The organism is Dyadobacter ginsengisoli DSM 21015 (assembly GCF_059568735.1).
Map to the genome: position 1 here is coordinate 1383333 of NZ_JCANTY010000001.1, position 15606 is coordinate 1398938.

At 49.7% G+C, this 15606-nt stretch carries 8 protein-coding genes; 4 read left to right on the forward strand and 4 right to left on the reverse strand.

What is annotated here, in order from left to right; translation table 11 throughout:
• Window positions 1–195: 195 nt before the first annotated feature.
• The 3 genes from BP71_RS05140 to BP71_RS05150 all read right to left on the reverse strand — a co-directional run bounded on the left by BP71_RS05140 (window position 196) and on the right by BP71_RS05150 (window position 8177).
• A complete protein-coding gene (locus BP71_RS05140) occupies window positions 196–1884 on the reverse strand; it encodes a SusD/RagB family nutrient-binding outer membrane lipoprotein (protein ID WP_496377283.1) in 1689 nt (562 codons plus the stop codon).
• A 33-nt stretch (window positions 1885–1917) separates the two neighbouring features.
• Window positions 1918–5313, reverse strand: a complete 3396-nt coding sequence (locus BP71_RS05145) for a SusC/RagA family TonB-linked outer membrane protein (RefSeq protein WP_496377285.1) — start codon at window positions 5311–5313, stop codon at window positions 1918–1920.
• Window positions 5314–5969: 656 nt separating this feature from the next.
• Entirely contained in the window at window positions 5970–8177 is a 2208-nt protein-coding gene (locus BP71_RS05150; protein WP_496377287.1) for a T9SS type B sorting domain-containing protein, read from the reverse strand.
• Window positions 8178–8241: 64 nt separating this feature from the next.
• Between BP71_RS05150 and rlmD the strand changes: the two genes are divergently transcribed.
• Entirely contained in the window at window positions 8242–9642 is a 1401-nt protein-coding gene (gene rlmD / locus BP71_RS05155; protein ID WP_496377289.1) for a 23S rRNA (uracil(1939)-C(5))-methyltransferase RlmD, read from the forward strand.
• A gap of 101 nt (window positions 9643–9743) precedes the next feature.
• Here the strand turns inward: rlmD and dnaB are convergent, their stop codons facing one another.
• Entirely contained in the window at window positions 9744–11360 is a 1617-nt protein-coding gene (gene dnaB, locus BP71_RS05160) for a replicative DNA helicase (RefSeq protein ID WP_496377291.1), read from the reverse strand.
• Between the two features lie 247 nt (window positions 11361–11607).
• On the opposite strand from dnaB, the gene BP71_RS05165 reads away from it, so the two are divergent.
• The 3 genes from BP71_RS05165 to BP71_RS05175 are packed head-to-tail and all read left to right on the forward strand — an operon-like array spanning window position 11608 to window position 15604.
• The gene (locus BP71_RS05165) at window positions 11608–12555 is read left to right on the forward strand and encodes a PhoH family protein (RefSeq protein WP_496377293.1); all 948 of its coding nucleotides are present in this window, start codon (window positions 11608–11610) and stop codon (window positions 12553–12555) included.
• Window positions 12536–13813 (forward strand): T9SS type A sorting domain-containing protein, encoded by a 1278-nt coding sequence (locus BP71_RS05170; RefSeq protein WP_496377295.1) that lies wholly within the window; start codon window positions 12536–12538, stop codon window positions 13811–13813. The genes BP71_RS05165 and BP71_RS05170 overlap by 20 nt, the downstream gene beginning before the upstream one ends.
• Window positions 13814–13819: 6 nt before the next feature.
• Window positions 13820–15604 carry a ComEC/Rec2 family competence protein gene (locus tag BP71_RS05175; protein WP_496377297.1) on the forward strand — a complete coding sequence of 595 codons (1785 nt, stop codon included), beginning with the start codon at window positions 13820–13822 and terminating at the stop codon, window positions 15602–15604.
• Window positions 15605–15606 lie beyond the last annotated feature (2 nt).

A 15606-nucleotide genomic window follows, 5' to 3' on the forward strand; every position in this document is an offset into this window, starting at 1 on the left:
AGTGCGGGAAGTTTTTTAGAAAAGCAAGGTTTTTGGGAAAGTTTGGAAGGGATGAAAGGGAGTAGGGGTGAAAGGGGATGAGGGAGGAGGGGGAGTAGGGAGGAAGTCAGTCTGAGCGTACCGGGTGGGCGGAGCGCTCAGACTGACAAGATATTTAAACAGACAAAGTTCTGGGCATTGTATACGTCCGAACTGCTATTTGCCTTGTCCGAATGCCGGGTTATTTTTATCGAACCACAGGCGTTGGCTGTTCAGCGTGGGAGCGGTACGGTCGTTGGGTGTAAATCCTTGCTCTGTCTGCGCTTTTTGCCAATTGGCGTTGTTAGTGCCCAGTGGCGGCTCATCGACCCAATAGCGGCGCGGAATGACCTCATTAAAGGAATCACGTGGGTAATAAGCTGAGCCATTTTTCGGATAACCGGTTCTGCGAACGAAGGTGAATGCTTCTGTCGGCAGGCGGAAGAAATTCAGGTATTCCTGGATGTAGATTCTTTCCAGGTCATTGGTTCCGTTGAATTTCACGGCAGGTTGTGCCAGATAGGTCGCGATTTCAGCATCGGCCGCATTGGCAGTAAGTCCCGTGGTCGACAAGGCGGCTACGGCAATGGTGTTCATTGTCCGCAGTGAGGATGTGATACCTTTTTTGTACCATTCTTCTGCCGTGCCTTTGGTGTTGACGCCGCTGGCGTAGCCTTTTTGGATCATCTCGGCAATATAAAAACACGTTTCCGCGCTGGTAAGCATGTAATCGTGGAAGGTGCCCTTTGCGTTGTTGCGCGTGGGTGCAAAGAAGACCTTATTGATGGTGGACATTACGACATATTTATTGCTACCCGCATTCAATGAGTTTTTGTAAAATGCCGCCACAGTCGGATCGGTAGTCCAGTCGGCGGGGCCGCCCTGGTAACGGATCAGCGGATCGGCCGCGTTGATGAACGCGGGTAAAGGCTGATTGTACTTTTTGAGTGAATCCAATGCATTAGTAGTCAAGTCATTCGGCGCGAAGTAAATAACCATTCTCGGGTCTTTCGTCTGTTTGAGGAACGTCATGATCGACCTGGTAGCGAAGCGTGTGCTCCGGTAATCGACATCGCCGCCAATGGGTCCGTTATCCGGATCGATGTAGGCAAACTGGTCGGCATCGGCGACGATCGGCCCGATCGCATTCTCCATTACTTCCTTGAAGATCTGCTGGGTCTTGGCCTTGTCCTGGCCCTCATAACGCACTGCAATGCGCAGTTTCAGTGTATTGGCCGCTTTCACCCATTTGATCCAGTCACCGTGATAGATGATATCCGCATTACCGTAGTTTTCCTGATCGGCCGCATCAGCGCTCAATGCCGCAATGGCTGCGTTCAATTCGGTGAGCCAGGTGTCATACAGCGCTTTTTGGGTATCGTATTCAGGCGTGTAGTTCTGCTTATCGCGGCCTTCGATCGCCTGCGAATAGGGCATCGAGCCATTCATATCTGTGACGCGGAGCCCGTGCAGGACGCTCACGACGTATGTAGCAGCCCGCATTTTTTGGTAGCGTTCTTTGTTGGGTTTCAGGTCGATCTGCTTGCGTATTTCGATCAGGTTCGGCAAAATATTGGAATAGTAGGCCGAATAGCGTGAATTGATATTGGTCGAAAGCTCGTAAGGATCCGTGGTAAGATGCTGTGAAAAACGCAGCAGCTGTTCGAGGTTTTCCCATATCCATTCGGCGCCCTGGTAGGTTTCCAGGCTGTTGAGCGAGTAGGTAAAGAGGAATTTCGGATCCGGCGTGATGACGACGCTCGGGTCGGTGTTGATATCGCCGAAGTCATTTTCGCAGGCCGATGCGAATAGTAAACCGGACGCCAGTACGGCACCGGATGCCCATTTCAAGAGTATATTTTTCATTGTAAGATCATGTTAAAAATAAAACCGGAACTATCAGAATGATGCACGCAGCGTTACACCCAGTGCACGGGTCATCGGCGGTATAAAACCGACCTCCTTTTGCACCGCCGTGCTGTTCGAATAGTTGGACGCTGGATTGAAATTCAGGGGCAACGTGTTGTACAGGTAGAGGAGGTCACGTCCTACAAAGTTGACAGACAATGTATTGAGCTTCATCTTCTCGCAAATCGATTGCGGAACCTGATAGCTCAGTGAAACCTGCCGCAGCGATATCCAGGAATTTTCAGAAATCCAGTAGTCGCCCACTGCGGTGGAGAATGAGCCATAACGATAATTGTACTGGGGCAGATGCGTAGGCTCAACCAGGCCCTTGTCGTAGGCTTCCTGGAAGGTCATACCACCCACATTGACATTGCTGCCGTCGGGCTGGGTAACGGTTTGTCCTGTCGCAAAAACACCCTCAGGGATGATTCCGTCGTCATACGACTTACCGTCAAACTTGCTGGTAAACACGATCCCGCCATGGTCGGCATCGCGGCCCTGCAGTGTGTTTTTGAAAACACCCGTGTGCGTTCCGTACCGCAGCGAGGTAATGATCATGTCGCCACCGATCTTGGCATCGAAAAGTACGTTGAGTGATAAGCGTTTATAAGTGAATGTATTATCCCATCCGCCGCGAAATTTGGCATTGATATCGCCGACGTCTTTCCATTCATTGCTACGCGCGGGGAACGCTGCGCGTGCGTCCCCACGCCAGGAAAGAATGGGCATGCCGTTGCGCGGGTCGGCAGCGTCGGTGCCCTGAAAACGTGCGGCGGCGATCTTCGTACGGATCACGCCATATGCGCCTCCCACCTTCGCGTAGGGAATGAGGTCGTTACCGCCACCGGATTCGTCGGCCAGCGCATAATATTCACGATCGCCATATAACTCGATGATTTTATTTCGGTTACGGGAGAAGGTGACGGTGCTGTTCCAGGTAAAGGAACCAACTTTGATGGGTGTGGCGTCGAGTGCGATCTCGATGCCTGTATTCTGGATGTTCCCTGCATTGATAAGGATGCTATTAACCCCGGTTTCGACCGCAGCGGAGATCGGAATAGGCTGGTTGCGGGAATTGTCGCGGTATACCGAGAGATCCAGCCCCAGGCGGTTGTTGAGCACTTTCAGTTCGAGGCCGATTTCCTTCGCGATCTTCCGCAATGGCTTGATGTTAGGCTGTAATGCCGAAAGAGAGTTGAAAGTCGATAACGCCTGATCGCCGAAGCCGCCCGCATTGGTATAACCCTTGAATGCAAACCCAGGGTTGAGCAGGAATGGGTCGATATCTCCGCCCAATGCTGCCACGTTCCCTCTCAGTTTTCCATAGGTCAGCCAGTTGGGAAGTTTTGAATGGAATGTCTGGGAGAAAACCCAGGATAAGCTGGCGGAGGGGTAGCTGTAAAAGTTATTGCCGGATCCATTCGTGTATGTCAATGCGGAAGACCAGTCGCTGCGCCAGGTCGTTTGCAGGAACAGCTGCTCCCGCCATGCGAAATCGGCGCTGGCGTATAACGACTTATACGATCGGCGTGTTTTTATACCACCTTCCGATTTTTGAGACAGTACTGAGTTGGCCAGGAAGAAATTGCCGGGATACGAGAGCCCGCCCACCGTTTCCGCATTGTTGAACGAGAGGTTGTAAGACTGGGACTCACCACCCACATAGCCATTAAAATCCAGGTCTTTGGTAATGGGTTTGTTAAAAATCGCGAGCCATTTCATAAAGTTGGTCTGCTTGGTCGAATGGCCAAGCGCATAGCGGCCGCCTGTGAAGTTGGTGCCCTGGCCAAGCTCTTTGATCTCGCTTTTTGTGTACAGATTGTTGAAGTTGCCTTCCACCTGCAATTTGAGCCAATCCGTTATGGTCGCTGTCAGCGCCAGCCGTCCGCGGACCATCTGTTCGCGCTGAAGGTAGCTGTTTTCGAAGATGTTGAACCAATAATCGGCCCCGGGGACCCGGTTGGGTTCGTTTATGTCGCTTGTATTGCGTATGCCACCCGTGTAGCCGATGTAGTTCTGGCGCTGCATCCAGTAGTTGGTATCGTAGTTGCGTGGAAATATCCAGATGTAGTTATTGAGCGAGAGGGACGGTGGGTTGGCGCCTTCCGTAGTGGTGTAATCGGCTGTCACATCTGCTACGAGAAACTTATTGAGGTTCTGGGTCGCACGCAGGTTGAAAGCGTTTTTACCCAGGGTGTTTTTAAAGTTGATGCCCCGGCTATCTACCCGGTTGTAGGAGAAGCGGAACGTTGAACGCTCGTTGCCTCCGTCGATGGCTACGTTCGTGAGGCTGCCTTTCCCGGTTTGGAATGCATCGAGGTAATTGTTCGGATAAGCCTGGTAGGTGGTCATTTTGCCGTCATAATCAACGACTTGCTGACCTGCAAAGCGTGGTCCCCAATTTTCCAGCTCCCGGTTCACCTGCCGATCGATGTAAGGCTGGCCTTGTGCATTGGTGGGAAATACCTTGGTTGTCCAGCCTTCATCGGGTTTGTAGTTCGGTTCGCGGGTGTCGGTAAAGAACGCGCCGACGGTACCGCCACCATATTCATTCTGGAAATCCGGGCTCCGGTAGGGTTTCTGCATATTGAAAGTCTGGGAAACGCTTACACCAATGCCTTTGCGTTGCGTACCCTTTTTGGTTGTGATCAGGATCACCCCATTGATCGCCCTTGTGCCGTACAATGCAGCCGCTGCGGATCCTTTCAGCACTGAAACGCTTTCAAAATCCTCCATATTGAGGTTTTTGAGCGAATTCCCAAAGTCGCGCGGTCCCGATTTCTCGTCGTAAACATCGTTATCCAGAATGACGCCGTCGATCACGAAAATAGGTTGATTGTTGACGCCCAGTGTGGAATTCCCGCGGATCAGGATTTTGGTGTTGCCCATTAAGCCACCTGCACCCTGGTCAATCTGCACGCCGGGAATGCGTCCCTGTAACGCGCTGATCGGGCTTAGCTCGTTCGTGGCGGCCATTTTGCTTCCGCTGATTTCGGAAACCGTATAGCCGAGTTGTTTTTTCTCACGCTTAACGCCAAACGCAGTTACAACGACTTCATTAAGTTGCTGGTTGTCTTCTTTTAGCACAACGTTGATCACACTCTGGTTGTTGATCGCAATCTCCTGTTTTTCGAAGCCGACAAACGAAAAGACAAGACTTCCACCTGAGGGCGCCGTAATGGCGTATTCTCCTGTTGCGTTAGACGTGGTGCCATTGTTGGTGCCCTTTACCAGTACAGCAATACCGACCAATGTAGTATTGTCAGATGCAGAAGTAACGGTCCCGGTAACCCTGACATTCTGGGCGTGGAGTGAAAGGCAACATCCGAGGAGGAGGCACAGCAAGCCTGGTAACGACTTACTGGGTAAGAGGTACATTTTCTTCATAGTACAATGGTTTGAGGTACGTGCAGTATTTTTTGTTTTGTGCAAAAAGTTGGATAATACTTAGAATTACTTGGGCCTAAATTAAAGGTAATTTATTAAAAAAATTTATTAATTATTCACTAGTTTTTTATCTTTTTGAAAGACGGGGAATTGACCAGGCGCGTTGCATGGTTACTAGAAGTAGAAGAGCTGGGTGGAGTAGGAAGTTGTATAGATATTAATGATTTGTGAATCAGTATATTGACGCTTTTGGCGATGAAATAAAGTATGATATGTATTAAAAGTATTAAATTTTTTAATTCATTTAAATATAATTAATATTATTAATAGTATAAAAAGAATAGAAAGTATAAAAAGTTGTATATGGAATGCATTTAGAATGTTCGCATCTTTAGCAGGGAGGAAGTGTGCTGCCAAGAAATGGATCTTTTGTCAAGACAAACGGAGAGGGCAGTACAGCAGACATCGGGGGAGTAGGAGAACTTTCACATATAGAGCAGAACTTTAAATACATTCTATACATTTATATATTATAATTAGATTATTACTTATTGATAATATATAATGTATGAAATGTATTTATATTATGTAGCATATAAACCATATAGCCCGGTACATTCATTTTGAAAGTGCCGGGCTATATGGTTTAATTTCAGTTATTTAAGTATAGTCAATCCACCCTTGTAAGAGCGTTTAGTGTACTGGACGACGAAATAGTAATAGCCGGCAGAGATTTTGTCGGGGCACCAATCATTGGGCCGGACCTTGGAGTAATACACTTGTTTGCCCCAGCGGTTGAAGATCGTCACGTCCTTGAAGAAGTCGGTGCAGTTGTCGGCGGGAAGTTCCTGGAAGACGAAACAGTCATTTTTGCCGTCGCTGTTTGGCGTAATCACGTTGGGGAATTCGGGGAAAGGCGATGAACCATTGTCTTTAATCGTCACTTTAACCGTGGTTGTATCGGCGGCCGCAACGCAGCTTTTATCCTGTGTTACGAAGTCGATCATGAAAGTCTGTTCTGGCTGGCCATCCAGTAGGGTGCATTCCGGATTCCACGCATATGGAGACGTGACCGATTTAACGCCTGATCGCGCCTCGAAGATCATGCCGGCATCTTTCATGTCAAATCCTCTTCCCGCGGCTGTCAGAACGATCGTATTCGTATCGGGATCGGACGCCAGCACGTCGAAAATGATACCGGCCGAACTGCCGATCTGGTAAGTGATTTCCTGAGTGGGCAGGGAGGTTGTAACGGCTGGCGGATTGTTTGGCGACTGATCGACTATAAAATAGACCGGTTTTGCCACCGGCAGCGGATTACCTTCACAGCGCATGTCCTCTACTTTGAAATCCACGGCGAGGGTGTCGCCCTTCTTTGCGTTGCAGGGCGGTACCCAGGTAAACTTCTGTTCTATGGCTTCTTTGCCGCTGACGGGCTTGAAATCCATACCCATATCGGCCATATTGAAGTCCTGGCCCCGGCCCGATAGTGCCAGGTTATCTTTGTCTTTGTCCTTTCCGTACACAGTAAAGGTAACAGGAACGCCCGCGGTCACGTGTACGTAGTCGCTCGTGAGCGACGTGGTGACTGTCGGCGCATTGTTTCCGCTGCTTTCGCGCCGGATATAAATACTCAACGTGTCGGTAAGCGGAAAAGGGCAGCTTCCGTCCTGTGCCACGAGCTGGATCTTAATGGGACGGTTGTCGTAGGTGATGAAGCATTCTTCCAGGCAGATCTGAAATTTGAGCGTGTCGTTCGCAACCCTGGTGGTGAATTGCGCAGGCAGTAGCGTGAAGTAATCTTTCGAATTGTTTACCGCGTGGCCATCCACACTGACGATCTGGTTGATCGTAGGGTCGGTTACCATGACCTCGAAACAATTGGGATCGTCTTTTTTGACAGTAATGATTTCATTTTCTGTATAATATGTATTTTTCCCCTTTGGCTTGAACAGCAGTTTCGGTGGGTCCATTTTAGGGCAATCCACCACTTTTAGCTGAAAATCACGGGTCAGGCTGCCTATTTTCTGTCCGTTGCGGTACTCATCCACCTGAACGGCAAACACATACAAGCCCACCGCACCGGCTGTTACCGACAACATACCCGTGAACCGGTTGACTTTCAAAGGATCCGGGCCGGGGATCATATTGCTTACACTAATGCCGTTGATCCACGTCAGTCGCGGGTAATTCGAGGATCCGCGCGCCTGTGCGCTTGGATTGGTTTTATCCGAAAAACCTTGCATGGGTGTTGCGAGCGAGTAAACCAGACTGTCGCCATCGGCATCCTTGCCGCCGAAGTCGAAGAAAAAGGGGGAGTTTACGCAGGCATAGTCACCCTTGATTGCCGGAAAAACGGGCGATGAGTTCTTGAAATTGGCGTTGTTTTTAAAAAGCGGGGGGAATTCGAGATAGAAGAGACTACCGGCATCGCCGGGAGCCTGAATGTTGGTGATCGTGCCGTTTCGGCAGCACCGGTCCCATACCATATAATAACCCTGCGAATCTGCAAACTCGGTGGGTTCGAGGTGCAAAGTGCTGCTATAAGTGATCATGTAAGTCTGCAGCGTTGAGATTCCGCAGAGCGGGTTAGCGTAGGTGACCGATTTTCGTTCTATTTTTGGGGCTTCAAGCCAACCAATGGCCACGTTGTCGCGCTTTCTGAAAACATAAATCGTGACAAACTCGTCTTCGGCGCCGGGATTACCATTCAGCGCATCGAAGTACATGGTCAGGCCCATGTTATAGTTGTAATAACTGTTGGGGTTTTCGGTGATGAAGAGCTGGCCACCGACGATGTGCGTCGCACGGGCTTCGCAAATGGCAAACAGCATCAGAATATATAAGATGAACCGTTTTTTCATGGAGTGATGCGGCAGTAAAATTGATCCGATAGGATATTGGGATTAGTAATTAAAACAGGAAATAATGTCTAAGAGTAACAAGTACGAGTACGTTGAAATTACCGATTTTGCGGCAGAAGGCAAATGTATATTTAAATCGGAAGACGGCGTAATCTTTGTAGAAGGAGATGTGGCTCCCGGTGACATAGTCGATCTTCAGGTCGTCAGGACGAAGAAGAAATTGAAGGAAGCCATGGTGACCAAAGTCCACTCATTATCGGATTTACGTACAGAACCCTATTGCGAACACCACGGCGTTTGCGGTGGTTGTAAATGGCAGCACATCGGTTACGAGCATCAGCTCCGGTTCAAAAGGCAGCAGGTGGTAGATCATTTTGAAAGGATAGGTAAGATCAGGAATGTGAGCATCAATGAGATCATTGCTGCCCCTAAGACTGAATATTATCGTAATAAGTTGGAATTTACATTTTCGAACTGGCGCTGGCTTACCAAAGAGCAACTGGATTCGGGGCTGCCATTTACGAAGAATGCGCTGGGCTTTCACGTTCCCAAGCGCTTCGACAAGATTTTTACCGTCGAACAATGCCACCTTCAGCCGGACCCTTCGAACGCGATCCGGAACTCTCTAAACCGGTTTGGGAACGAAAAAGGGTTCCCTTACTACGATGTACGTTTTAATGTAGGCGTACTCCGCAACGTGATCATCCGTACAGCCAATTCTGGCGACGTGATGGTGATCGTGCAATTCGGGCAGAAGCATGATGAGATCATCAGTGAAACAATGGAATTTGTAGCACAAAACCACCCGGAAATCACTTCACTGAATTATATCGTGAACCTCAAAGGCAACGATTCCTATCAGGACCAGGAAGTAGTCCACTATGCAGGTGAAAAGGTGATCCGCGAGACCATGGAGGATCTGACATTCCTGGTGGGGCCGAAATCGTTTTATCAGACGAACTCCGAGCAGGCTTACCAGCTGTTCAATGTGGCGCGTGAATATGCCGGCCTGACGGGCAATGAGTCTGTTTATGACCTGTACACCGGAACGGGCACGATCGCCAATTTCGTGGCTCGCAGGGCGAAGAAAGTGGTAGGTGTGGAATATGTGGAGGCGGCAGTGCAGGACGCACGTATTAATTCCCAATTGAATGGCATTACCAACACCTCGTTCTTTGCGGGTGATATGCGCGCGATCATGAACGAGAGTTTCCTGCAAACGCATGGCAGACCGGACGTGATCATTACTGATCCGCCCCGCGCCGGAATGGATGTGCCCGTGGTGGAAACCATTTTGAAAGCGGCCCCGGACCGTATCGTGTATGTGAGCTGCAACACAGCTACGCAGGCACGCGACCTCGCCTTAATGTCGGAAGATTATGAAGTCACGCGTGTGCAACCAGTCGATATGTTCCCGAATACGCATCACGTCGAAAATGTGGCGTTGCTGCTTCGGCGCAATTAGGAGAGAATAGTCAGATGTGGTCAGGTGTTGTCATGGATAGTCAAGTCACATCTGACTACTCCTGACCACACTGTCGGTCTGAATGTTCGTACCAAGTAACGTCAGAACGGCGGTTCGGAATCCGGGCCTTTGTAGTCGAAATTGCTCAGATCGTTGGCCCGGCTGCGGAGCGTTCCGCCTACGGGTGCTGTTGGCTTAGCCTGGCTTTCGAATGAGGAAATGGGGTTGGAGGTCTGGATTGGACGATCCACGGAGAATGGGGCCGGCGTAAATCCTGAATCGAGATCGGCGAACTTTGTGTATTTTCCGATAAATCGTAATTGAATGGTATCCAGTGAACCGGCCCGGTTTTTGGCCAGGATCACTTCACCGATACCTGCTACTGAATTCCCTGCCTCGTCTTCTGTAATGCCATAATATTCAGGTCGGTACAGGAATATTACCATATCCGCATCCTGCTCGATCGAACCGGATTCCCTCAAATCGGAGAGCTGCGGCCTTTTCTCACCACCACGCGTCTCAACGGCCCGACTCAGCTGCGAAAGCGCGATTACCGGTACGTCGAGCTCCTTTGCCAGGTTTTTCAAAGACCGGGAGATCATCGCAATCTCCTGTTCACGGTTACCCGGGCTTTTGCCCCCGGTGTCTCCGGTCATCAACTGGAGGTAGTCGATAACGATCATCTGAATATCGTGCTGGGCTTTCAGACGGCGGCATTTGGCCCGCAGTTCAAGTACTGACAGGGCAGGGGTGTCGTCAATATAAATGGGGGCATTGGTAAGCCTGTGAATGCGGTGGTGCAGCTGCTCCCATTCGTGGGGCGCGAGGCTTCCTTTCCGGATTTTCTCACTGTCGATCTCGGCTTCTGCGGAGATCAAACGATTGACCAGCTGTACCGAGGACATCTCAAGCGAAAATATCGCGACCGGCATATTGAAATCCACAGCAGCGTTCCGCAGGGAGGAAACGACGAATGCGGTTTTACCCATACCCGGACGTGCCGCAAGGATCATCAATTCCGTTTTTTGCCAACCCGAGGTAAGCCTGTCGAGCGCACTGAAACCCGAAGGGACACCGGTAAGCCCGTCTTTATTGTTCTTTTTCTGATCCAGTTCGGCAAGGGCCTGGCGCATGAGCGCGCCCATGTCGGCGTAATTTTTCTTGATATTGGATTCAGATATTTGGAAGAGCGATTGTTCGGTTTTATCGAGAAGCCTGAACACGTCAGTAGTATCTTCATAAGCTTCGCGCTGAATCTCGGACGCCACTTTGATCAGCTCCCTTTTGATATAAGCCTGCGAGATAATGCGGGCGTGGAATTCGATGTTGGCGGCGGAGTTGACCTTGCTGGTCAGCTCCATGATGTAGGATGCGCCACCGATCAGTTCGAGCTCTCCGGTACTCCGTAATTTGGAAGTAACCGTAAGCATATCGATCGGCTCGGAATCGGCGAAGAGTGTGACGATCGCGGTGTAAATGCGAACGTGCGCCTCTTTGTAAAAACTATCCGGACGGAGGATGTCCGCCACGGCCGTCAAAGCATCTTTTTCGATCATCAAAGCGCCTAAAACTGCCTCTTCCAGGTCGATGGCCTGAGGAGGTAACTTGCTGAAATTCTGATCAATAGATGGTGTACGGGTGCCGAATGCTCTTTTGGTGCCGTTGCCAGCCTTAGAGCCGCTCCTGGGATAGTTGTTGGGTGCCTTTTCGTTTTCCATATTAAGACAAAGTTAATCATTGGAGTCCTGCGGAGAAAGAAAGGAATGGCAGTTTGGCGCAATAATTTTTTTTCAGTGGAGCGACTTTTTTCTGCCGGGCTGATAATGAAAGACTTGATTGGAAAACGTCGATTTTTTGCTTTCCTGTTTGGAAGAATAATTGTTTTTTCGACGATTATGTTTTACAAATGTTGGTTATTATTACTAAATTTTACAAACAATAGACAAACATTAAACAACGATTCATTTGCTGGAAAAAATCATCACACTCGAAGACGTATCCATGGTCGATTTTCTTGGCATTCACAATTCGAATATCAAAGAGGTGGCCGCCGCTTTCCCCGAAAGTAAAATCATTTCACGCGGAAACGAGATCCGCATCCAGGGGACAGCCCCCGAAATTATCCGAATCACAGATGTAATCGACTCGCTTCTGGCGCATTATCAGAAGTATGGTAAAATAACAAACGACAACGTCAAGGGTTACCTCAACGGTGTCAGCAAGATGCCCGTGGCAGGGGGGGAAGACGACGATGACGTCATTCTCTTCGGCAACAAGGGCCTTGTAGTAAAGGCCAAAACGACCAATCAGAGGCTGCTTGTGGAGCAGGCATCCAAATACGACCTCGTATTTGCGATTGGTCCTGCGGGTACCGGAAAGACTTACACCGCCGTTGCCATTGCTGTTAAAGCCTTGAAAAATAAGGAGGTGAAAAAGATCATTATCACCCGCCCGGCTGTGGAAGCAGGGGAGAACCTGGGTTTTCTGCCTGGTGATCTGAAAGAAAAGATCGATCCCTACCTGAGGCCCATTTACGATGCCTTGGACGACATGATCGCTCCGGAAAAACTGAAACTATACCTGGAAAGCCGGGTCATCGAGATCGCTCCGCTGGCTTATATGCGGGGGCGTACACTGAATAATGCATTCATCCTGCTCGACGAAGCCCAGAATACGACACCGATGCAGATGAAGATGTTCCTCACCAGGATGGGGCCGAGTTCCAAGGCTATTATCACCGGTGACAAGTCGCAGATCGATCTTCCAAAAAATCTGAAATCTGGATTGATAGATTCGCTGACTGTCCTGAAAGGTATCAAGGGGATCAGTTTTGTGGAGCTTGACGGATCGGACGTGGTAAGGCATCGTTTGGTGAAGGATATACTTGCTGCCTATGAAAAATCTGAAAATTAGTATCCTGCTGGCCTGCCTGTTGTTGGTCACTGCGCCCGGAAGGGCGCAGGACCCGCTTGTAACGCGTTGTGCAAGCACAGAGCGGGATTCGGTGAGGTTAATGAAAAACCCTTCTCTGCGAAACCTCAGGCAACGGTCGGAGGCAGCTATTCAGGATTATGTACGCCTCAGCTCTCGGGCGCGTATAGCTGCGGGGGAGATCGTGACGATCCCGGTCGTGGTGCATGTGGTGCACAACCGGTCCGACAATGTCATCGGGGGGGCGGGCAACGGAAATATTTCTGACGCACAGGTTCAGAGCCAGATCGACGTATTGAACGAAGATTACGGCAACACATCGGGTTACAAGGGGTTTTATACTGATTCACTGGGAGTAGATACGGGTATCCGGTTCAAACTCGTATCAATTGTCAGGACTTATAACGGGACTTCGCAGTTCAGCCCCATTACGGATGCCGACGATCTTGCAGAGATTTCACCGGCATGGTTTACCAACCGCTATCTGAATATCTGGGTGACGAGGCTGAACGACCGGTACCTGGGTACTTCACAGTTTCCGGTCGTGACAGAGCTCAACAGCCGCACCAATGGCCTTGCAACCACGGAGAACGGGGAAACCGATGCGCTGACGGACGGTGTGATCATCGACTTCCGCTATTTCGGAAGAAATTCCGATGCCATTACCAGCCGGATTTATAACCTCGGGCGTACGACTACACACGAAGTAGGGCATTGGCTGGGCTTGATACACATTTGGGGCGATTCTACCTGCGGTACGGACTACTGCGACGATACACCTGTGGCCAACACCAAGAACGAAACCACGGATATATCCTGTTCGCCAGTTTATTCGCAATGCCGGAGTAATGTTATTACCCGCAACATGATTGAAAACTACATGGATTATTCGCCGGATGTGTGTATGAGTATTTTTACCAATGATCAGAAGGAGCGAATGCACGCTGTACTTGCGCTGAGCCCCCGCAGAGCTAAAATGGTGGAGTATTCCAAAATCACAACGGATCATCTGCTTGTAGATATTTACCCAAATCCGGTCCGGGAAACCCTGACAGCGAATGTTTTTGTGCCGGATTTTGAAAATTACACGGTTAGCGTTTATAACCAAAAAGGACAAAAGGTTATTGAAGATGTTATGAACCGTACCTACCTCAACGTTAAAAACTTCCCAAGCGGTTTGTATTATTACAAGGTTACTACCGCTAGCCAGACAGTTACCAAACGTTTTGTTGTACGATAATCACACATGCTATCACGCGCTCCGTTTGTAAGCGTAGTTTTATTCTTCGCGATCGGCATTTTGTCTGGCGATGCAATGCACGCGTCCGGGCATGATCCGGTCGTTTTTGTTTTTAGTGGGGTAGTGCTGGCGGGCATTGCCTCCGTTGCGCTATATCGGCTGAAAAGGATGACAGCGCTCGGTGTTGTCCTGGCCCTGACATTGGTACTGTTAGGCGCAGGGTGCAAAATGTGGGATGAAGCGTCAAAGGATCGGAAATTGGGCAAAATTCAGGCCTTGAAACATTCATATTACCTGGCGGAGGTCACCACGTTACCGGAGAAGCGTGAAAATTCGATCCGTTTCGAAGTGATAGCCAGACAGTTTAAGACAGTTAACGGATGGATCGATTCTCCCACTCCTGCGCTTATTTACTTCCCGGATCGTGTTGGTTCCTTACCTCATCCTGGCGACCGTATCGTCGTGAAAGGAGCCCTGCAGGTCCCCCCGGCCCCCGCAAATCCTGAACAGTTTGATTATCAGCAATATTTGCGAAACCGCGGTATTCTTTTCTCAGGCTATGTGAAAGCGAACGCATTCAGAATATTACCGGGCGCTGGTAGTACGTCGCCATATTACTGGCCGGCTGCGGTTTCTGGTTGGGCAGATGCCCGCTTTCGGGAAAATATCCGGGACGCCAACGCCTATGGCTTAGTTAAGGCGATGCTGCTGGGCAGACGAGACGATCTCCGCGTGCAACAGGTCGGGGATTACGTCATTTCGGGTGCAGTACACATCCTGTCTGTTTCCGGAATGCACGTAGCGATCATCTTCCTGGCCATCAGTGCAACCTTAGGCTGGATCCGCCGCTGGCGCTATGGGAATGGGCCCTATTTGATGGTAGTAACCGGGTTGCTGGGTTTTTATGCATTGGTTACCGGATTGTCGCCGTCGGTCCAGAGAGCAACGCTGATGTGCCTGGTGCTGGTTGTTGCCGAGGTAACGGGCAGAAAGCATCATCCGGTTAACACGCTCGCCTTTTCAGCATTGGTTATTCTTTTGGTCGATTCAAACGCACTATATGACTTAGGTTTTCAGTTGTCCTACCTGGCGATGGCTGGTATTTTCCTTTTCTATAATCCAATTTACGGCCTTTTTATGCCGTCCAACCGCTTGCTTAGGTTTATCTGGCAGGTTTCAGCGCTGGCGTTTGCTGCCCAACTGACGACGTTTCCCCTGAGCCTGTTTTATTTTCACCAGTTTCCCAGCTATTTCTGGCTGGTGAATCCATTTGTGATCACATTTACGAACATCCTTTTACCCGCGGCACTCCTGCTGCTGGTAGTTTCGATTTTCCATGCGCATCCACTGCAATGGTTTGTTAGTCAGGTGGTAGAGCTTTCGGCGCGGTTTACAGACTGGTCAGCCGCATTTCCCCGTTCACTGCCGGGGCACTTGTTGGAAAACCTGCATTTGAATGTGTTGGAGGTCGTTTTGCTCTATATGATTCTCTTCACAGCCTGGTATACGCTGCATTCGAGGCTTTATACATACTTCAAATTATCGGTGATGCTGATGCTCATCTTTGCAAGTGTATCCATGGCAGGGAGCCTGCTGACATTTACCATCGACGAACATATGAGCTACCGGATCCGGAAGCATGAAGTGATGAGTTTCAAAAGACGAAACCAACTCTACGTCGTGAGCGATCCAGCATTTCCTGGTGATACCCTCGCCTATGATTTTAATGTGAAGAACTATGCCATTACAAGGGAAATCCAAAATGTCGTGTTTGTCAGCGCAAAGCGTTAGTC